Raw genomic sequence first — 19,619 nt, forward strand, 5'->3', positions numbered from 1 at the left:
AACGTCAAGCGACGTTTTTCCAAGATGACAGACTGCGTCCAGCAGCACGCGTTTTTGCAAAAACAGGAAGGAAGGAAAGCTGCCTCCCTTCCTGATGACCGTTGTCTTATTTCACGGACCAGTTATCGATTCTCCACTGCAATACTTCATTGATCCGGCTTTCGTAAGCCTTGATATCCAGCTTTTGAATTTCGGAAACGTATTCGTTCCAGACACTGCCGAATTCCGATGGGTTGGCCAGAATCGCTTTCGGCAAATATTTGGTCGACAATTCGTTCAGCTTGGTATTGGCAATCTTGGCTGGAGAACCTTCAACCAGATCGACGGACCAGGCCGGGTAGTAGATTGGATTTTCCGGCGGATCGCTGAAGAAATCCACGTAGCTGTTGAATCCATATGCATCCAGAACTTCCTTATCAAACGGTTTCAGGCTGGATTGATATTCTTCGGGCTGATTGCTTGCCGAAGTGGCGTTGCCATCGCTGAAATAGCCTTCCAGCTTCGGTGCGGTGGCATAGTAGGCGTCCGCTTTGTTAGCCAGCTTCCATGCAGCGTCCGCAGCGTTGTCGCGTTGTTCCTGCGTTTTCATGAAGCGTCCTTCGTCGTTGACGTAGTAGTCCTCGCCCTCAATGCCCCAAGTGAGCGTTTTCTGCCATTCTTCTTCCATCAACTTGTCGAGCACTTTAATAATTTTCACAGGATCTTTAGCGCTTACGGTAATACCGAAACCGTTGTTCAAGTTGAGCGCTGCACGGTCGCGGTAGTAGTCCTTCGTGCTGCTATCGTACACGAGCGGGAAGCCGACATACGTGCGTTCGATTTTGCCTTGTGTTACCAAAGAATCTTCAGCGCTGCCGAAGTTCCAGTGCTGGTCGAACATGCCGAGTACTGTGCCGCTGGACAATTTAGCCATGTACTGATCGTAGTTTTGCGCAAACGCTTCCTTGTCGAGCAAGCCTTGTGCGTTAATTTCATTAAGCTTCTCATAGTACGTTTTGGCGTAATCCTTGTCCGCAAAAATCTCTGCCTTGCCATCGTTTACAACGACGCCGCCATCATTCGGATGACCGATCAAATGCTGTGGCGGGTTCAAAAGGCCCCAGTTTTTCCAGTCATAGTTCAATACCTCGAAGCCGATGGTCGGCTTGCCGTCGATGGTTGGATATTTCTCCTTGTATTTCGCGATCAACTCAAAGTATTCGTCCAGTGTTTTCGGCGTCGGGTAACCGAATTCTTTCAACACGGCTTTCTGAATCCAGAAGGCAGGTCCACTGTAATAAGTATCCGCTACCTCGCCGTTGTAAGCCCCGTAGTTGGGCAGGTAATAGATGTGCCCGTCGTTAGGGTCCTTCATCTGGTTCCAGTACTTTTCATAATGCTTCTTCAGATTAGGCGCATGCTCCTCGATCAGGTCTTCGAGCGGAATGACCGAACCGGCTGCAGTCAGCTTGGTATCCGCTGAGATCAGATCCGGATAATCTCCTCCGGCAATCATGACGCCGAGCTTTTGGTTTTTGTCGCCGGCCAAAAATTCGAATTTGAACGTAACGCCAAGCTCTTCCTTCATTTTCTTGTAGATTTTGTTGTCTGCGGTTGGCTGCTGTCCGGCCTCGTTCAGAAATACCGAGATTTCGATCGGATTGTCAGGTCCAACCTCGCTGCCGCTGCTTGCCTCGCCGCTGCCTGGTTCATTTGCACCGCCGCCTGAGCATCCGGCCAGTGCAACGCTAAGCGATAGCAGCAGTGTTGCCCCCATGCGGAAAAACTTTTTCTTGCTGTCCCCCATAAAGCACCTCCAAAATTTGATCTTGCTTTTGTGAAAGCCCTTTCATGTGAATGATTTCATTATAAATTTACAGCTGTCTGGAAACTATATTCGAATTATAGCTCTTTCCGAGAAAAGCTCAGGTTTTCTTGTATTCGTTGGGGGACATCTCAAGACGCTTTTCGAATTGTTTCAAAAAATGATTGTAGCTGGCGTATCCAACCCTTTCTGCCACCTCGCTGTTTTTGTACAGATTCGTCTGAAGCAGCCGGCAAGCTTCCTCAATGCGCAGATTATGGAGCAGCTCGTTGAAGCCGATTCCGTTTTTCCGTATCAATAGTTGCCCCAGATAAGCCGGGTGCAGAAAGAAACGTTCCGCCAGCAGCTTAATGGTCAATCCTTCGCGAAAATGCGTATGGATATAGTCATTGATATCCTGCACAATGCCCTGGGCCTCGGCCGCATTCTCCTTCAGCAGCAATTCAAAGCAGACTCGTCCGCATGAATGCAGCATGCCAATCAAGTCATCAAAGGTCAACAGGACTTCATCCAGATTAGGGATTTCGAACAGACGATTTGAAGGGCCTGAATCCTTTTCCATTTGTTCCCCCATATACGCGCGAATTTCATGAAGAAGGTAGATGACGAATTTTCGGGCCTCATCCGGATGAACCCGCGTCTGACGGAAGGATCGATTCATATGATCCACAACGGCCCGATAGGCCGCATGGTCAATGAGATGAAACGTTCCCAGCATGCGATCCAGCAGCTCCACCTGGTCGTAATGCCTTTGAAAAACATGCTCCTTGAGCGCGTCATATTCCAATACTTCGTTTCTCTCCGCTTCATAAAAGGCGTGCAGCAGCGCTTCCTCGGCCGTGATTCGCGAATGGCCGATGCGCGTCAGCGAGGATTCGGCTGCGCCAATCGCCATAAAGGCACGAAAGCCCGCCAGATGGCGAGCCAGTGCCTCCAATCGCTTCCTTACGCTTTCTCCCGATCCTTGGGAGGAGTGGGCAGCCTCTCCGAATACAATGGAAACCAGGTCGTTTCGCAAGCGGATCATATAGATGGCGTTCCACCCGTGCAGAAACTCTGCTGCAATGCTGTTCCATCGGCTATAATCCTCTCCGGACACCTGAACCAGGCATACATTCCAGACATCGGCGGACCGGGACAGGGATTCCATGAATCGAGCAGCTTCTGTGGATAGCGCTGTACCCGTCAGCGCCTCCTTAATCGCCAAAATCTCCTGCTCTCTCTGCGCGACCTGTCCGATATAAAGCTGCTCCTGCTCCTTGATCAGCTCTTGACCTATCGCGCGCACCTCGGACTCTGCCTGTTCCTCATCCAGCGGTTTGAGCAGATACCGGGAAACTCTGAATTTCAGCGCTTTTCGCGCATACCCGAAATCGCTGTATCCCGTCAAAATAATAAACTTGGTTGACCAGTTGCCTCTGCGCCGCCATTCCTCGATCATCTCCAACCCGTCCATGACCGGCATATGAATATCGACCATGACCAGATCCGGCTTCAGCTCTTCCATCCGTTCCAACCCTTCCGCCCCGTTTCCACACAAGGCACACACCTCAAACCCAAGGCTTTCCCAAGGGATCCACAGCTGCAAGCCCTCCAGCGCCCAAGGCTCATCATCGATCAGCAGTACTTTAAATGCCAATGTCCTTGCCTCCTTCTCCACCCTGATGCTCCAGCAGGTGCAACGGAATTTCAAAGGACACCTCAGTCCCCTCGCCCATTCTGCTCACCAGGCTGAAATTCACCTTATCGTCGTAATACAATTCAAGACGACGATAGACGTTGCGCAGGCCGATATTGCTGCCCCCGCTCTCCTCCTTGCTCCGCATGTGGTACAGAACCTCTTGCAGCCGCTCCTTGTTCATGCCCTTGCCATTATCGGATACAACGATGCGCAGGCGCTCGCTTGCGATTTCGGCTCGGATCTTCACATAGCCAAAACCCTCAATAGCCTGTATGCCATGCTTGCAAGCATTCTCTGCCAATTGCTGGATGCTCATTTTTGGTATTTTATAATGCCTCGCTTCATCGCTGATGTCAATGTAATATTCAAACTTGTCCCGGAAACGGAACTTTTCGATCCCCAGGTACATGACCGTAAAACTCATCTCCTCCTCCAGCGTTACCAGGTCATCCTTCCAGTTCAGCAGGCGGCGCAGCAGTTTGGAGAGGTCCTTGATGATATCCTTGACATCTACATAATTGTTTTTGGTGCTAACGACAAGCAGCGCATTCAGCGTATTAAATAAAAAGTGGGGATTCATCTGGCTTTGCAGCAAATTCAGCTCGGCACGAATGCGTTCGGCTTCCTGGCTTCGCTGCTGAATTTCAAGTTTGTACACATTGTTGATCAAGGAATGGATCTGAGCGGTCATCATATTGAAATTGCGGATCAGATGGCCGATCTCGTCTTTTCCGCCATCAATGTTGATCAGATCGAATTTCTCGTTGCCCACCTTTTGCATATGTCTGGACAGACGCTTCACCCGATAATTGTAGGACCGCAGCATGACATAGATGAAAACCGACGTAATCAGTGTAATGATGCCGGCGAGCATGCCGAAATAAAGCTGCATGGACAGCATCGCTTGTTTGACGCGTGTTTCCTGGGGCACGCCGATCAGCTTCCAGCCTTTCACATAGCTGGCGGTGCCAATCGTAACGATATGTAGGTCCTTGTCTGCCGTCTTGCTCATATCGAACAACGCGTAGTCGCTATCCACCTCGCCCTGATACTTGTCATCCGTCGACACGATGATTTGATTCTGTGCGTTGACCAGATACAGATCCAACGAGCTTTTTTCTCTGGCAATAACGTCGTAGAAACGATTAAGGTAAAAGTCAATGCGGACCAGCTTTTGATAAGAATTGTCCGCGTTGTAATAGTCCATTTTTTCAATTACGCTAAAATACGAAGCGATCGCCGCCCGATCATTCGCAGCCTGATCGCGGTAAGCGATCACTCTCAGCGATTCTCCTGCCGCTTTCCACTGCCTGAACCAAGTACTGGCGCGCATCGTATCGTCCAGATAGTAATAATCCCCGCCAGGCACGATCGTTGGATTGTCCGTGTAGATGCCAATTCGCTGAATTTGGTTGTTCACGGGAATATACGAGGTCACCCGGTGGCGGAGCTGCTCATCGAACGTGGTGTAGAAATCCAGCTGGCCGTTGTACTCCCGATCCATCGATTCGGACAACAGCTTGTCCGTAATCAAGGCGTGACTGACGGCGATGCCGCCGTCAATCATCGTATGAATGTCCTTTCTGGCCCGCTCCAGCGATATTTGCAAATTCTGTTCCTCGCGCTCCTTGATCAGACCGGTCATGCGATCCATGAACAAATAATTGCTCGCGATGATGGGAAGCAAAATCCCGATAATATAGATCAGCATAAACTTGTAGTTCAGAGGAATATCGTTCACGATGCCGCGCCATCGGAATTTTTTAAACATATTTGCTATCGCCATCCTTCATTCGTTACTTTCCGAGTCGGAACTATGGTTGCTTTCTGTATGCGGAAGGGGACATGCCCGTCATTCGCTTGAACTGACTTACAAAATAGTCGGCATTCGGATACCCTGAGTTTACCGCGACATCGGCAATGCTTAGACGGCTCTGGCGCAACAGCCGCTTTGCCTCTTCAATCCGTTTATCATTCAGATACTCCCGAAAGGACTTTCCGGTCTGCTGTTTGAAGGCTTGCCCCAAATAGTTGGCATTCATATGAAATTTCTGAGCAAGCTCCTGAAGCTGCAGTTTCTCCCGGAACTCCTGATTGACATACTGCACCACCCGAAAGGCCGTGCTGCATTCCTTTTCTTTCCGCTGCTCCTGCAGCGCCTTCGAGGCAATGCGGCTTAATTCGAGCGCATATTCCCGAAACGCGGGATAGGAATGTATGCCGGTAAGGCCGACCGGCATCTGTTGAACGTGCAGCATAAAGCTGTCCATATCCCCGTCCAGTTCCTTCAGCTGCTTGAGGACCCCCATTTCGAGGGCCAGCAGTTGAACCCGGACATATTCAATGTCCGACCCGTGGCTTCCTGCGTCCGAATTGGTCAACAGCGCATGCACCTCTCCCTCCAGCCTGTCTTGTTCGCCCGACAAAATCGTTGCAAGCAGGTTTGCCAGAGCTTTATGATTTACGCAGGCCACGTCCTCGTACTGCGGCAATTCCTGATCCTGCACGAAGCCGCCTCCATGCTGGTAACGCTTCCATTTCAGCGCGGATAACGCTCTGTCATACGCTGACCGCAGCGCGCCTACTCCGCCTGATTGATGACCGAATGAAACAATGATCGACGCATGGCCGGAGTATGTCTCAAACAGACTTCTCCCCAATGTTTCAAGCCGCTCCAGAGATCCTCCGCTTTCGGCAGCGAACACGCCGATCCTTCCTTCGGCATCCATAAAAGGCTCTGACCAATGTTCGTCGGCCAACAGGCGTACCCGTGCCTTCACGTCCTCTGTGCCGGCATCCGTTTCAATCAGAAGACAGGCCATGCTCTCACGACCTTCCATTTGCAGCATGCCCATCACCTCCGCTTGCAGTTCGCTGTCGTCCTCACCCTGCAGCAGACGGTTGAACAAACAATTCACATATAAAGCACGCTCGCGCTGATGCGCTTCCTTCGAAGCATGCTCCTCCTGGATTTTACGGCTCATCTGCTCCAATACGGTTTCAATCTCGGCCTCATCAATAGGTTTGAGCAAATAATCCTCCACGCGCTGCTCCAACGCCGTTTTGGCATATTCGAAGTTGTCGTATCCGCTTAATATGACGAATCGCGGTGGTTTGGCCAGCCCATGCATAGAACGGTCGATCAGTTCGAGACCACTTACGGAAGGCATGTGAATATCTGTAAACACCAGATCCGGCTGAAGCCCCTCAATCATCAACCAGGCGGCATTGCCGTTCTCGGCCTCTCCGCAGATTCGAAAACCGTATTTGTCCCAATTCACCATGGTTCGCAGGCCTTCCAGTACCCACGGCTCATCATCCACTAATAAAACATTCATCATTCATGTTTCCCCCTTTCATGAAATGAAGCTTGCAGGGTGTCGTGTTTCAAACGTTGCCGCCATTCGTACTGTCGCCCTTCAACTACCGGAGCAACAAATCCGTACTTACATATGGATTACGATGCAGGATGGCCGCCATACGCTGCAGCGTTTCGCCATGCAAAGGCACGCCTCCGGTCCGTTTCAGCAAAAGCCAGCGCAAGCAGGCAAGGGCTTCGAACCAAATCATATCCTCACTGGCATAATCGTTCCACTGGAGAAATTCCACAAGGTACGTTTTTCCGTATTTGTGGCCGGTATAGACGTCCATCAGGAAAACAGACCATGCGACGTCGTATCTGGGATCGCCCCATTGTCCGTTCGTCCAGTCAATGATGGTGCAGCACCCGTTCGCCTCCAGGACGTTCCACAAATTGTAGTCTCCATGAATCAGGCAGTCCCGCCTGAGTGATACGCGCTGAAGCGCATCGGATAAAATCCGTTCCAGATCCGGATGACTTGCAATGCCGGGAAAAAAGTAACCGGCGAAATCATAGGCTGGAATAAAATCATCATCCTGGGGGCTTTTCCTAAAGCGGTGTACCTCCATCAGCATTAACGCCAGGTCCTTGAGCTTCTCTGAAGTCAGCGTGTCTACAGGGATGCCGGCGTCGTTCATAAGCAAAACCTGATTCCGCTCTGCATCTTCGCCCCATCCATAAGGGATGGACACCTTCACACCTTGATGATGCAATTCGGAAAGCAGCCGATACTGATTGGCGATATTGGGCCTCGATTCCTTGTTCCAAATTTTGAGCACACAAGATCTGCCTTCGAACCCGTACCGATATACGTCTGCCTCCATCCCTGGCGACAAGGGGACGACATGGCATGGCTGGTTCATGAGTGCCCGAATGTCTTGATGGAGCTCGATCCAATGAATATCTTTCAATGCACAAACACCACTGCCATGCAATCCGGTTCCCCCTCCCCTACTCCCCCTCAAAAACATTTCTGCCAGATGCGGTTACAAGGCTCCTGGCGGAAATTCGAATCATGTCATGCTCCGCCGGTCCATATTTCTTCCTCGCCCGCCACTGTCGCGAACAATCTCAGCACATGATTATGATGTGAGATGATCTGGCCTGCCTGCAGCTGCGGGGAATGCCAGGTGCTGTGCGCATCGCTCACGAGCGTTACCCCATACCCGTGACTGAACGCGCTGCGGCAGGTCGTATCGACGCATACCTCTGTCTGCATGCCGCACAAGATTAGCTCTTTCACGCCCATCTCTTGCAGTAATGAATGTAATTGCGTTTCATAAAAGGAGTCCGGCGTCAATTTCTCGACGATAGCATCCCCTTGCAGGGGCGCAATGCTTGGATGAATTCCCCAGCCGTTCGCCCCCCGTTCCAGCGGGGTGCCCGCGCCTTCGGTATGCTGAATGTAGATCACGGGATGACCGTTTTGGCGTGCTTTGGCGATCAAACTTTTGATTCTCTGAAGCAGCGCCTCTCCCTGAACTACAGGGTCGGCTTCATCGAACATGGCTGCCTGGACGTCGATGACAAGAAGTGCTTTTGCATTGTACATTCCCATTCCTCCGCTTCCACTATTTTTTATGACGAGCATCGCTCATCCAACCGGAGGTTTGATCGTTTTGAATGAGGCATGCAGCCTTCGATCGATGCACACGAATAACAAGGCGGCCAAAATGCCATGCAAGCTCAGCGGCAGCCACTCGCCAAAAGAAGTTTGGAGCGCCCTTCCGGAAGTAATAACGATCAAATAGATGGTTCCTCCTGCAAAACCAGCGACTGCATACCCAATCGTCGTTAACGCCGTTCTCACACCAGCATTTGCCGTCCTAATCTTGCCCAACCCATAATCCAGGAGGATCGAAACGGGAATTCCAATCAACAGAAGCCCCGGCGTACCGTATATCGCATAAATCAAAACGTACATATGGAAATCGTACGCCCCCCTCATGCCTACCGATAGAAGACCTAGAATACATGCAAATGCGATGGACGCAAGCAATGCCGAAAGCAGTTTTCGCGGGATAGCAGCCATCATCCGTCACCCTTTCTTTTCGTTTTCGGGCCGCTGCTGTTTCATAGATCCGGGTCGCCCTTTTACCGGGTAGCCAATTTCCCGGATGTCCTCTTCAAATCTCTCGATGCCGGGAAGTATGCCAATGAAGTTTGAATCCGTCATCATTTCATCTCTCCTCTCCCCGACCCTTCTTCATTCATATCCATCATAACCCATATATCGGAAGATGTGACAGCAAAAAAAACCACGGTTTCCCGTGGTTTTCCGCTGTAGTGCGCCTCATTTCAGGCCCACCCTCCATTTCTCTTCCCTTCCCGTCACATCACGAGTCATTAAAACCGAAACCGCTCATGGCCGCCATCGGCCACGCCGTCTATGCGCTCCATGTCCAGCAATCTTCGCTTCAATTCAAGCCCGCCGCGAAATCCGGTCAGCTTCCGGTTGGCCCCGATAATTCGATGGCATGGCAGAAGGAGGGGAATGGGATTTGCTCCGTTCGCAGCGCCTACAGCCCGTACGGCGGAAGGTCTGCCGATGGCCACGGCAATATCCCCATACGTCCGGGTCTCCCCGTACGGCACACGTCCAAGTTCCTGCCATACCTGCTTCTGAAACGCCGTTCCGACCAAATCCAGCGGAATGTCCGGCGATACCGCCATCCGTTCTCCGTTGAAGTATGCCTTCAGCCAATCGACGATGCCCGTTCGTTCCAGCGCGGACGCGTCTTCCTGCAGTTCCGCTTCCGGCGAGATCCGCGCAGCCCATGCGCTCCAGTCCTGCAGCGTTTCGTTCGGCATCACGATGCGGCACAACCCTTTTTCGGTAGCCATCGGGATCCAGGGCTGCCCATCCAGCTCCAACGCGGTCCATTTTATGCTTTGTCTCATCGGTTGTCCTCCATTCCGTTCAACCCTTGCTGCTCCGTGCCGTATGCTGCACTTTGGCAGTCTTTCTTTTCATGCTGCGAATCAACGCTTTCGTCTCTGCATCCACGCGGAGCGATTCCGTAATCTTTTGAAGCGCCTTGTTGTAGGTGAAATCGTCCAGCGTATTGTTTTGCAGATAACGCATCGCAATGTCAGGCTGCTTCACATAAGCGATCGAAACGGCCCAAGCCACGGCCATTTTGACGTAATATGCCTCATGCTTGATCCGGTCCAACGCAGCCAGCGCCCTGTGGATATAATGCTCGTCCATATAATAATTCAAGAGCATGACCGCCCCGAAGCGAATCTCGTATTCCTGGTCAGAAATCAGGTATGGCTGCAAAAAAGCCCACACTTCGTCTTGATGCTGTTTCGCCCTTTTCAATCCGATGCAAAAGCTGTCGCAAACGGACCAGTTATCGATCTTGGGAACGAAGCGGGCAATCTGCCGCAGCCATTCCTCCAGATCGGTTTTGACATAACCAAGCACCATCGCCTGCAGCATGGCTTCTTCGAAATAATCGTTCTTCGCCGCCTCCAGGTAACCGCGCCAGTCTTCGGCCGCGATTCGTTTCGCCACCTTGCGCAACGCCGGCAACCTCACTCCGAGCAAATTCGTGATGTTGGGAATGAGCGCCGACGCAAATTTTTGATATTCCGGTTCGGCGAGGGACAACAATTCGGTACGCACATCAGTAATCACTCAGGTCCTCCTCTGATATATAAACTGCAATAATCAATCACACAAGGCCACTGCGAGCGCAGTACCATCTTCCGATCGCTGTTATCCCCAGATTTTTTGATTCCCCTTTTTTAAGGGGAAAATCCGGTGATAAATGCGAACGCTTCGCTTCTCCAGATTGGTTCTGCCTCTCCGTTAACGTGTGTATGTTTTTTGCGGTTTACATAGATATATGTATCTACAAGTATAACTTTTAAGCCTGTGATTGTAAGCCTTACAGGAATGTTTGAGCAAGATTGCAAAATCGGGGACAGGGTTCTGCAATAATGTACTATAACGAACATATGCCGCCAAGGTATGATTCAGGGGACTTCAATTCCAAGGAGGCACCATGAATCTTACGTCCTTTCTCGTCTACTGCGTCATCGTCACGTTTACCCCTGGACCCAGCAACCTGGTCATTCTGTCCTCCGTCCAACATGCGGGCGTGCGAAAAACGATGTCCTATGTATGGGGCGCTACGCTGGCCTTTGGCCTGCTGCTGGCCGCCTCGGCGTATCTCAATCATCTGCTGGCAGACATGCTGCCGGGCATTCTTCGAACCATGCAGATCATCGGCTGCGTCTACATGCTCTATCTGGCATTCCAAATCTATAAAATGGGTTCAACCGAATCGACGGGTGGGCATACGACCGGCTTTATAAACGGCCTGCTGATGCAATTTGTGAATCCCAAAGTCATCCTGTTTACGTTTACCGTCATTCCAAGCTATGTGCTGCCCTATTACAACAATCCACAAACGTCGTTCATCTTCGTGCTGCTGATTACGTTCATCGGTTTTCTCGCGTACTCCAGTTGGCTGGTTTTCGGGGCCGTCTTTCGCACCTGGCTGCAAAAACACCGAAAAATAGCAAATACACTCATGGCATTATTTTTGGTATACTCAGCTATCATGGTATCCGGGATCATATAGAGAGGGGCTGACAGGATGGATATGTTCAACTACAAAAAAACGACCGACGTGCTGTCCCTGACGGCCAGCTTCTCGGAATTCGCCTATAAAAAGCATTGCCACGAGGAATATGCGGTGGGGGTCACGCTGCGCGGCATTCAACAATACCATTTGGATGGGCATTACCAAGCTTCCCATAAAGGCGGAGTTATGCTGTTCAACCGGGAACAGTCCCATGACGGCAGCTCCTACGACAAAGACGGCATCGATTATGTCATGCTGTACATTCGGCCGGAGCTCGTACAGGATATTCTGGGAAAAAAGGAGCTGCGTTTCGACGCGCCGATCGTCTATGACCGCAGAATGGCCAGCAGCATCTTGAAGCTGAACGATGCCGTTCAGCGTCAGGACGAGCCGCTGTGCAGCGAACTTTTGCTGGACCTTGTTCATTTTCTGGCCCGATCCGAAACCCGGAGTCCGGCACTCAGGCCCCATCACGAGTTTGTCCGGAAAGCCAAAGAAATCATGTTTTGCAGTACGGACGACGTACTCCAACTTGAGGCATTGTGCAGCGAATTCGGCATGTCCAAGTACAAATTTATCCGCGAGTTCAAAGCACTCTCAGGCATATCGCCATACCAGTTCTTCCTGAATTGCAAAGTGGAGCGGGCAAGGCATGTCATTGAAAGGCAAATGGATATCTATGCCGCCGTGGCAGAATGCGGCTTTGCCGACCTGACACACCTGAACCGGCATTTTCGCAGAGTATTCGGCATTACGCCCCATGAATACATGCTGCAATTGAATGCGTAACAAGATGGTCGCTCCTGTCCCAAGCAGCTTCACGGCTTCGCCAGCCGAAGCATTTTTCAAGGAAAGATTTTCAGAACAGCGATGTCATTCCACAATGCCATCCTGAATGAGATGCAAATCGACATGGACCCGAATGTCCATAGAACCGTAATGTGCATAAAATTTCTCGCTGTTCCAATGCGGCGTGCAGCTTCGCACATATTCGCCATAAGCGACGGGGTCAACATTGGCTTGTTGAAATTTGCGCACCAGTTGATTGATTTTGGTTTCGAGATGTTTCTTCATTTCGGTTTCGCGGGCTTTCATGTCCCGGCCGGAAAGCAGAAACTCGTTGCGCGCCGCCTTGATGACAGAAGCATGGATTTGCACGGAGGTTTCTATCGCAGGTGCGGCCGAATGGCCGCCCAACAAACGATGCTTCACCGACGAAGACGTTATTTTCAGCAGCGCGTAATCATCCCCGGGCGGAGTGGTCTGCCGGTTCTTCGCCGAATCGCCGATCGGGGCCAGAAACTTGCCGTTTTTCGCGTTTTCCGTTAGCAGCTTCAGGCAGAGCCCTTCTTCTTCATTGATCTGCAACGCAGCTTTGTCCCCTTTGAAAACGACCACCCCGTCCACGGCGATGCGGTCCTCTCCGATCGGCCTGAGCCGAGGCAGGTATACGTCCTGTCCCTTGCTGAAATATTGGAACAATGCCTGGTGCAGGCTAAAATGGGGACTGTTTTGAGCATTGGAATTTTGCTCGATCAGCTTTAACAGGAACAGCGGATCGTTGAATTTCATCGACTTTTTGATCAGCTCCAGCGCTTCCCCCTCGGCCACGGCCATTTGCATTCTTCGGGACACCCGGGTGTTATGGGCCAGCACCTGCAGAATGTCCGCGATTCCCCGCTCGACATATGCTTCGCCCAGCACCATGACTCTCAGTTGACCGTATTCGATCGGCTCTTTCGCCTGTGCATTCATGCGCGGCATTACGTCGAAGCTGTTGGTCGAATCGATCTCCAGCAGGTCTACCCCGCTCTTGTCCTTGTCCGTATATTCGCCGATCAGCACGCCATTGTGGATCTGGTTGTCTTTCAGGTCGTACGCGGAGGTCAGCACCAGGCTGATCTCGTTAATGATGCTGGTATCCCTGCACGAACTGAGAAGCATCAGGGTGAAGGACAGCAGCAGTATTTTGCATGCACGAACCATACGTGTCACTCCTCGTCGAGTCGATTCGTTTGGCGGGATGTCCTCGGATTGTAGCGCCTCATGGACAAAGGCTTGAGATAACTCGGTCTGGTATCGGTCACCTCATAGGACGCGCGAATCAAACTGTCTGTGAGATCCTTGAAACGCAGCGGAAAGAAGGGGGCCATATACGGAGAACCCAGCGAGCGCAGCCTGGAAAGGTGCACCAGCAAAAAGCAAAGCCCGATCGCGATGCCGAGCGCACCCCAGATGGCTGCCAGCAAAATGATGGGAAAACGCAAAAAGCGGATGGCATTGGACATTTTATAGATCGGGGTCACGAAAGAAGCGAGTGCGGACAGCGAAACGATAATGATCAGCACGTTGCTGGTTAAGGCCGCCTCTACGGCCGCCTGGCCAAGAATGATGCCCCCCACCACGCCCAGCGTCTGTCCGATCCGGTTCGGCAATCTCGCTCCTGCCTCCCGCAGAAATTCAATCGTAATTTCAAGAAAAATGGCTTCGATAAAGGGAGGGAACGGCACGTTCTGCCGGGACGCAATCAGCTTGCCGAGCAGTTCCTTCGGCACCACTTCGTAATGATAGGTCATCAATGCCACGTAGAGAGCCGAAGCAAACAGGGAGAAAACGACGCCAAAGATGCGAATCAATCGAAAAAAGGAACCCAGCGCCCAAGGCAAATAATAATCCTCCGGCGAAACGAAAAAATCGAACAGCGTGGACGGTCCCGTCACGATGCTTGGCGAGCCTTCGCTGATGACGGCCACTTGGCCCTGCATGAGGGCATAGACGACGCGATCGCGGCGCTCCGTCGTCGTGAACAGCGGGAACGGGGTCAGCGAATTGTCCGTGATCAGCTGATCCAGTTGCGACGTGTCGAAGACTACGTCGAAGTCGATCCCCCTCAGTCTCTCCTCCATCCTGGATACGTTCTCGGGATGAGCGATGCCCTCGACGTACAGGATGGCCACGGTGGATCGGGATAAAGAGCCGAGCGTCATTTGTTTGATGATCAGATTCGGCGTCCGCAGCTGCATGCGAATCAAATGCAAATTCACCGGCAATGCTTCCACGAACCCCACCTTCGGGCCGATGACGCTGAATTCGTTCTCGGTGTCGTTGTCGCCCCGCACCCCGTCTTTACCGACCATCGGAACAATAATAACCTGCTCCGCCCGGGCATGTTCACGAATGATCAGATTTCCTTGAAGGAGCAGCGGTATCACCTGATCCGTCTGCTGCTCGACTTTCGTTTCCTCGATCGGGATGCAGCGCAACAGATCGTGCAGCTCCAATCCCGCACGGGGAGCAAGTTGGTCCTGCAATCCGTGAATGACCAATTCCAGCAGACGGCTGTCCACCAAGGTCTTGTAGTAACACAGCTGCAGCTCCAGACCATTTCCGTCCAATTCCATATTCTGAACGATAAAGTCGTCGGAACGGCGGCAGGAGGAGAGCAGGTCTTTGTCCTGATGCTCCGGATTCGGAGATGTCTCTTTTTGCTCCGTATTCATACGCCCTCCCCTTTCCCTGGATGAAGTGGCTCGCCCTGTCTCGGACGATCCCTGTCGCTTCGCCGGATCAATGAAACCAGAAATAACAGCGGAACGTACATCAGAATCAGCATTTCCCCTGTCAAGTCATACCAGGCCGTCAGTTTTTCGAGCATGACCGTATCCTTGACCACGAACAGCATCGTCACAAAGAGCAGTATCATCGCCTTCAATCCAAGGCTGGGCCGGATGGCGCTTTGCAGCTTCATGCAGCGGCAGGAGGCCCAAAGGCTTAAAGCGATGATCGACAACATTTTCAGCAACCAGAGGGACAGCGCCAAATATTCCATGCGCTGGATGAGCGGCAGTTCGATGATGCTGATGAGACTGAGCGTGGGCCACAAATGCTCTTTCATCTGTCCGGGGCTGAAAAACATGTAAGCAAGAACGAAAAAAACAAGGTAAACCGCCGTTGCGGTGAACAATGCCGAATACGCCCATTTCACCGAACGCTCCGGAGACTTCACGTATGGATAGATCACCAGCAGTATCCCGCAGCCGATGAATTCATGCAGCATCTGCCGCGTGGACACCCATAACGCTCCCGCATCGTGATCCAACACGGGAAGCAGATTGCGGGGATGCAGGTAGGAGGCAACCATAAAGGTCTGGGGAAAAACGAAAATCAGGATAAACAACGTGCCCCACAGACAGATGCCGGCAACCGAACGAATCCCGCCCGAGACGCAGTAATAGATCAGGATGAGAATAACCAGACCAAGCATCCACGCGTTTTGCGTTGGCAGAACCCAGAGCTGGATGATATGGACATAGGTTTGGAACGTCACGAGCGCCCCCATGATAAAGTACAGAATGAACATCCAGTTGATGAAGGCTCCCAGGTAGGAACCCCAGTATCGACGATTGATATGCACAAGAGAGGATCGGTCCGGAGATTGGCGGCCAAGCAGAACAAACATCATCTTGATGATCAGGCCGATGATGGCGGCTGCGGCCAAAATGCTGATCCAGCCGTCATTCGCCGCGCCGCGCAGCATATTGTGTTGAAAATTCATCAAACCTGCACCGACGAAGCTTACATAGAGCACGAAATATAGATGAAGCGGGGACATCGCGTAGCGATTTTCAGAAGTGTTCACAGAGATCTCCCTTTCTCAAGTGAATCGGATGGTAACGATTGCGTCATCATCATGCGTTTTTCCTTGAGATTAGGTTGGAAATAAATCGAAATTTTATGCAAAAAAGAAAGGACCGCCAGCGGCGATCCTTTTCAAACCAAACGGCCTCGCCGGATCGGAATGATCCGGCAAGGCCTGTCCAAATCACGGATTACAATTGTTCGCCGTTGGACGCGATGACGTCTTTGTACCAATAGAAGCTTTTCTTCGGCGTTCTGCTCAGATCGCCGTTGCCGTCGTTGTCTTTGTTGACGTGAATGAATCCGTAACGCTTTTTCATCTCGCCCGTCGATGCGCTGACCAGGTCGATGCACCCCCACATCGTGTATGCGATCAGATCCACCCCGTCAGCCACCGCTTCCTTCATTTGCGTGATATGGTCGCGCAAATACCGGATACGGTAATCGTCGTTGATGGAACCGTCCTCTTCCACAACGTCCACGGCTCCCAGACCGTTTTCCACAACCATGAGTGGAATTTGGTAGCGGTCATAGAGATGGTTCAGCGTATATCTCAATCCTTGCGGATCGATCTGCCAGCCCCAATCGGACGCTTCCAGATACGGGTTTTTGACGCCGCCGAGCAAGTTTCCTCCGACTTTTTCCACCGATGGATCAGCACTTTCCACGAGGGACATGTAATAACTGAAGGAATAGAAGTCTACGCAGCCTTCTTTCAGCGTTTGCTCGTCCTCCGGCTGCATCTCGATCTGGATGCCTTGTTCCGCGAAGAAACGTTTGGCAAAGCCGGGATACGCTCCGCGGACTTGCACGTCTCCGCAGATCATGTTGGAGATTTGGTCTTTTTTCTGTGCAAGCAAAATATCGTCCGGGTTGCACGTGTTCGGGTAGGTCGTCATAAACGCGACCATGCAGCCGATTTTGAAGTCAGGGTTGATCTCATGGCCCAGTTTCACCGCTTTGGCGCTCGCCACGAACTGATGGTGCAATGCCTGAAAACGAGTCTGCGGATCGTCGATGCCGTCCGTCAGCGTCGTTTTGCCGTCGAACAGGATGCCCGCGGCCATGTACGCGCCCATCGGCATCGTCAGGCAGTTGATTTCATTAAATGTCAGCCAGTATTTGACCTGGTCTTTGTACCGGTTGAAGATCGTGTCGCAATAGCGAAGATAGCAATCAATGACTTCACGGGAAGCCCAGCCGTTATATTTTTGAGTCAGCCCAAATGGCGTTTCGTAATGAGAGATCGTAACCAATGGTTCGATGTTGTATTTTTTCAGCTCGGCAAAAACGTTGTCGTAAAATTTCAGGCCCTCTTCATTAGGCTCCAGGTCGTAACCGTTCGGATAAATCCGGGACCAGTTGATGGACATGCGGAACATTTTGAAGCCCATCTCGGCCATCAGGGCGATATCTTCTTTGTAATGGCCGTAGAAATCAACGGCCTCGTGGCTCGGATAATACGTCCCTTCTTCCAGGACAGGCGTAATGCGACGCGGCGTCGTGTGCGTACCCCCGGTCATCATGTCGGACGTGCTTGGTCCTTTGCCGCCCTGATTCCATCCGCCTTCAAACTGGTTGGCCGCCGTAGCGCCGCCCCAAAAGAATCCGTCTTTCATCTTCATCTCTGCATCCTCCTTCATGTCTGGTCAAGCCTTCAACACAAGTGTACCACTCATACCCTGACAACGTTTGTCATGGTATAATCATGATATGGAACATAATCGATTATTCAAAATGTTGCTGCTTCTGCTGGAAAAAAAGAAAACGACCGCCCCGGAGCTTGCGCGCCTGTTCGAAATATCGGTGCGCACCGTCTACCGGGATATTGACCGTTTGAGCGCCGCTGGCATTCCGGTTTATACGACGACCGGCAAACATGGCGGCATTCATTTGATGGACCACTATGTCATGGACAAATCGCTGCTCAGCGAGGACGAGCAAAATGAAATTTTGCTCGGTTTATACAGCGTCAGTGCCATTCCCCACCTGAATGGCGCCCGGATGCTGCAAAGGCTGACGGCGCTGTTCGACCACAAGCTGGACTGGATCGAATTCGAGCATTCGCCGTGGGGCAGCATTCCTGATAAAGAAATGGAGCTGTTCAATCAGGTGAAGCAGGCGATATTTGCGCGCCAACCGATTTCATTCCATTACGTGGATTCCAATGGCGAGGCAAGCATGCAAACGGCTCAGCCCGTAAAACTCGTATTCAAAAACAACACCTGGTACTTCAAAGGATTGAAGCAGCTTGAAAGCGGCACGGCCGGCGTCGAAACCTTCAAAATCAAACGGATCAGCCAGCTGCGGTTTGTCCCCGGCCTGCCTGTCCTTGATCCATTCGCTTTACCGACGGATGAAGCCATGCAAACGCCGGAGGAACTGGTCCGGATCGAGTTGCTTTTTTCGGATACTGTGGCGTACAGAGTACATGATTTCTTTGATCCGGTGTCGATCCACCCTGAACAAGACGGTACGCTGCGGGTAGTCATGCACCTGGACGAGGGCGAACGGCTGTATTCCTTTCTGATGTCCTTCGGTGCCGAAGTCACGGTCGTAGAACCAGCGAGAGTCAGGGGAGAATTGTTGAGGCGGCATCGGCGGGCCGTTCAACATTTACTGGAAGAAAGTGGCGTGGAGGGTAAGGAGGAGTGATATAATGGAACCAGCGTTGTCTTTTTTCGAATCATACCTATCTCTTGCCAAGGAGGCTTGTCCATGATCCAACACATCCGACGCAACAATGTTGAACGCTTCAAAGGATTTGGCACGCTGTACGACCAAAATCGGCCTTCCGCCCCGACGGAAGTGGTCGAAATCCTGACCGCCTATCTGGGCGGGCAGCCGCGGCTTGTCGCTGACGTTGGCTGCGGCACCGGATTGTCCTCGTGGGTTTGGCTGGACCACGCCGAGCGCATCATCGGTATCGAGCCGAGCGACGACATGCGCGCCGTTGCGGAAGCCAAATGGGAAGCTGCGGGCAAGCCGGACAATCTGAGGTTTGTTTCCGGCATGTCCCACGAGCTCGGGCTTCCGGATGGAAGCGTGGACGTGCTGACATGTTCCCAGTCCTTCCACTGGATGGAGCCCGTGACCACCCTGCGGGAATTCGCGCGTGTGCTGCGCCCCGGGGGCATTTTCGCTGCCTATGACTGCGATTGGCCGCCCGTGCTGGACTGGTCGTTGGAAACGGCCTATCAACGTCTGATCGCACAGGCCGATGATTTGGCATTCACGCTATCGGAATCGGATCACCAGGCCCACAAATGGAGTAAAGAAGGGCATTTGGAGCAGATTCAAAAGTCGGGACTCTTCCGTTATGTTCGGGAAATCGTGTTCCATCATCACGAGACCTTCACGGCCGAACGTTTCGTTAATCTCGCGCTTAGCCAAGGCGGACTGCAAACCGCATTGAAACTAGGAGCGGAAGAGCTGAACGGTTTGGCAGATGCGTTCAGGCAGCAAGCCGAAGACGTGTTTGCGGGTCAGACCCGGACCGCTCTATTTTCCTATCGCATGCGTTTGGGAGTCGTTTGA

18 protein-coding genes are annotated in these 19,619 nt (G+C 51.9%); 4 read left to right on the plus strand and 14 right to left on the minus strand.

The window, feature by feature from the left end; genetic code table 11:
- Positions 1-106: 106 nt before the first annotated feature.
- The 10 genes from SNR34_RS24195 to SNR34_RS24240 all read right to left on the minus strand — a co-directional run bounded on the left by SNR34_RS24195 (position 107) and on the right by SNR34_RS24240 (position 10,489).
- On the minus strand, positions 107-1,786 hold the full coding sequence (locus SNR34_RS24195; RefSeq protein WP_339274146.1) for an ABC transporter substrate-binding protein: 1,680 nt from the start codon (positions 1,784-1,786) through the stop codon (positions 107-109).
- A 118-nt stretch (positions 1,787-1,904) separates the two neighbouring features.
- Positions 1,905-3,443, minus strand: coding sequence for a response regulator transcription factor (locus tag SNR34_RS24200; protein ID WP_486180388.1), 1,539 nt, complete (start codon positions 3,441-3,443; stop codon positions 1,905-1,907).
- Positions 3,433-5,256, minus strand: coding sequence for a sensor histidine kinase (locus SNR34_RS24205; RefSeq protein ID WP_236415577.1), 1,824 nt, complete (start codon positions 5,254-5,256; stop codon positions 3,433-3,435). The genes SNR34_RS24200 and SNR34_RS24205 overlap by 11 nt, the downstream gene beginning before the upstream one ends.
- A gap of 43 nt (positions 5,257-5,299) precedes the next feature.
- Entirely contained in the window at positions 5,300-6,826 is a 1,527-nt protein-coding gene (locus SNR34_RS24210; RefSeq protein ID WP_486180389.1) for a helix-turn-helix domain-containing protein, read from the minus strand.
- Between the two features lie 82 nt (positions 6,827-6,908).
- Positions 6,909-7,781 (minus strand): aminoglycoside phosphotransferase family protein, encoded by an 873-nt coding sequence (locus SNR34_RS24215; protein ID WP_486180390.1) that lies wholly within the window; start codon positions 7,779-7,781, stop codon positions 6,909-6,911.
- A gap of 83 nt (positions 7,782-7,864) precedes the next feature.
- Positions 7,865-8,398 carry a cysteine hydrolase family protein gene (locus SNR34_RS24220; protein WP_486180391.1) on the minus strand — a complete coding sequence of 178 codons (534 nt, stop codon included), beginning with the start codon at positions 8,396-8,398 and terminating at the stop codon, positions 7,865-7,867.
- A gap of 42 nt (positions 8,399-8,440) precedes the next feature.
- Positions 8,441-8,878 carry a hypothetical protein gene (locus SNR34_RS24225; protein ID WP_486180392.1) on the minus strand — a complete coding sequence of 146 codons (438 nt, stop codon included), beginning with the start codon at positions 8,876-8,878 and terminating at the stop codon, positions 8,441-8,443.
- Positions 8,879-8,884: 6 nt separating this feature from the next.
- Positions 8,885-9,022 (minus strand): hypothetical protein, encoded by a 138-nt coding sequence (locus tag SNR34_RS24230; protein WP_339274154.1) that lies wholly within the window; start codon positions 9,020-9,022, stop codon positions 8,885-8,887.
- Between the two features lie 170 nt (positions 9,023-9,192).
- Entirely contained in the window at positions 9,193-9,747 is a 555-nt protein-coding gene (locus SNR34_RS24235) for a methylated-DNA--[protein]-cysteine S-methyltransferase (protein WP_339274155.1), read from the minus strand.
- A 19-nt stretch (positions 9,748-9,766) separates the two neighbouring features.
- Positions 9,767-10,489 (minus strand): DNA alkylation repair protein, encoded by a 723-nt coding sequence (locus SNR34_RS24240; RefSeq protein ID WP_486180393.1) that lies wholly within the window; start codon positions 10,487-10,489, stop codon positions 9,767-9,769.
- A 370-nt stretch (positions 10,490-10,859) separates the two neighbouring features.
- Between SNR34_RS24240 and SNR34_RS24245 the strand changes: the two genes are divergently transcribed.
- A complete protein-coding gene (locus tag SNR34_RS24245; protein WP_339274159.1) occupies positions 10,860-11,441 on the plus strand; it encodes a LysE family translocator in 582 nt (193 codons plus the stop codon).
- A gap of 15 nt (positions 11,442-11,456) precedes the next feature.
- On the plus strand, positions 11,457-12,233 hold the full coding sequence (locus tag SNR34_RS24250) for an AraC family transcriptional regulator (protein ID WP_236415567.1): 777 nt from the start codon (positions 11,457-11,459) through the stop codon (positions 12,231-12,233).
- Positions 12,234-12,317: 84 nt separating this feature from the next.
- Here SNR34_RS24250 and SNR34_RS24255 read toward each other — a convergent pair whose 3' ends face one another.
- From SNR34_RS24255 to SNR34_RS24270, 4 genes are all read right to left on the minus strand, one after another.
- Complete coding sequence (locus SNR34_RS24255; RefSeq protein ID WP_339274162.1) at positions 12,318-13,430, minus strand: Ger(x)C family spore germination protein; 1,113 nt, start codon at positions 13,428-13,430, stop codon at positions 12,318-12,320.
- Positions 13,431-13,435: 5 nt separating this feature from the next.
- Positions 13,436-14,944: a spore germination protein gene (locus tag SNR34_RS24260; protein ID WP_236415565.1), complete on the minus strand. Its 1,509-nt coding sequence runs from the start codon at positions 14,942-14,944 to the stop codon at positions 13,436-13,438.
- On the minus strand, positions 14,941-16,083 hold the full coding sequence (locus SNR34_RS24265) for a GerAB/ArcD/ProY family transporter (protein WP_486180394.1): 1,143 nt from the start codon (positions 16,081-16,083) through the stop codon (positions 14,941-14,943). The genes SNR34_RS24260 and SNR34_RS24265 overlap by 4 nt, the downstream gene beginning before the upstream one ends.
- 190 nt (positions 16,084-16,273) lie before the next feature.
- Positions 16,274-17,707: a glycoside hydrolase family 1 protein gene (locus SNR34_RS24270; RefSeq protein WP_486180395.1), complete on the minus strand. Its 1,434-nt coding sequence runs from the start codon at positions 17,705-17,707 to the stop codon at positions 16,274-16,276.
- An 88-nt stretch (positions 17,708-17,795) separates the two neighbouring features.
- Here SNR34_RS24270 and SNR34_RS24275 point away from each other — a divergent pair, with 88 nt between their 5' ends.
- Both SNR34_RS24275 and SNR34_RS24280 read left to right on the plus strand, forming a co-directional pair.
- Positions 17,796-18,737 carry a helix-turn-helix transcriptional regulator gene (locus SNR34_RS24275; protein ID WP_339274169.1) on the plus strand — a complete coding sequence of 314 codons (942 nt, stop codon included), beginning with the start codon at positions 17,796-17,798 and terminating at the stop codon, positions 18,735-18,737.
- Positions 18,738-18,800: 63 nt separating this feature from the next.
- On the plus strand, positions 18,801-19,619 hold the full coding sequence (locus SNR34_RS24280) for a class I SAM-dependent methyltransferase (RefSeq protein ID WP_236415561.1): 819 nt from the start codon (positions 18,801-18,803) through the stop codon (positions 19,617-19,619).

It is taken from the genome of Paenibacillus sp. XP01 (genome assembly GCF_057364885.1).

Excerpts from the sequence above, each read along its gene's own strand:
- SNR34_RS24250 (WP_236415567.1), top strand. The coding sequence starts at position 11,457 with ATGGATATGTTCAACTACAAAAAAACGACCGACGTGCTGTCCCTGACG.
- SNR34_RS24195 (WP_339274146.1), bottom strand. The coding sequence starts at position 1,786 with ATGGGGGACAGCAAGAAAAAGTTTTTCCGCATGGGGGCAACACTGCTG.
- SNR34_RS24205 (WP_236415577.1), bottom strand. The coding sequence starts at position 5,256 with ATGTTTAAAAAATTCCGATGGCGCGGCATCGTGAACGATATTCCTCTG.
- SNR34_RS24280 (WP_236415561.1), top strand. The coding sequence starts at position 18,801 with ATGATCCAACACATCCGACGCAACAATGTTGAACGCTTCAAAGGATTT.
- SNR34_RS24270 (WP_486180395.1), bottom strand. The coding sequence starts at position 17,707 with ATGAAGATGAAAGACGGATTCTTTTGGGGCGGCGCTACGGCGGCCAAC.
- SNR34_RS24260 (WP_236415565.1), bottom strand. The coding sequence starts at position 14,944 with ATGAATACGGAGCAAAAAGAGACATCTCCGAATCCGGAGCATCAGGAC.
- SNR34_RS24255 (WP_339274162.1), bottom strand. The coding sequence starts at position 13,430 with ATGGTTCGTGCATGCAAAATACTGCTGCTGTCCTTCACCCTGATGCTT.
- SNR34_RS24230 (WP_339274154.1), bottom strand. The coding sequence starts at position 9,022 with ATGACGGATTCAAACTTCATTGGCATACTTCCCGGCATCGAGAGATTT.
- SNR34_RS24220 (WP_486180391.1), bottom strand. The coding sequence starts at position 8,398 with ATGTACAATGCAAAAGCACTTCTTGTCATCGACGTCCAGGCAGCCATG.
- SNR34_RS24225 (WP_486180392.1), bottom strand. The coding sequence starts at position 8,878 with ATGGCTGCTATCCCGCGAAAACTGCTTTCGGCATTGCTTGCGTCCATC.
- SNR34_RS24275 (WP_339274169.1), top strand. The coding sequence starts at position 17,796 with ATGGAACATAATCGATTATTCAAAATGTTGCTGCTTCTGCTGGAAAAA.
- SNR34_RS24235 (WP_339274155.1), bottom strand. The coding sequence starts at position 9,747 with ATGAGACAAAGCATAAAATGGACCGCGTTGGAGCTGGATGGGCAGCCC.
- SNR34_RS24210 (WP_486180389.1), bottom strand. The coding sequence starts at position 6,826 with ATGATGAATGTTTTATTAGTGGATGATGAGCCGTGGGTACTGGAAGGC.
- SNR34_RS24245 (WP_339274159.1), top strand. The coding sequence starts at position 10,860 with ATGAATCTTACGTCCTTTCTCGTCTACTGCGTCATCGTCACGTTTACC.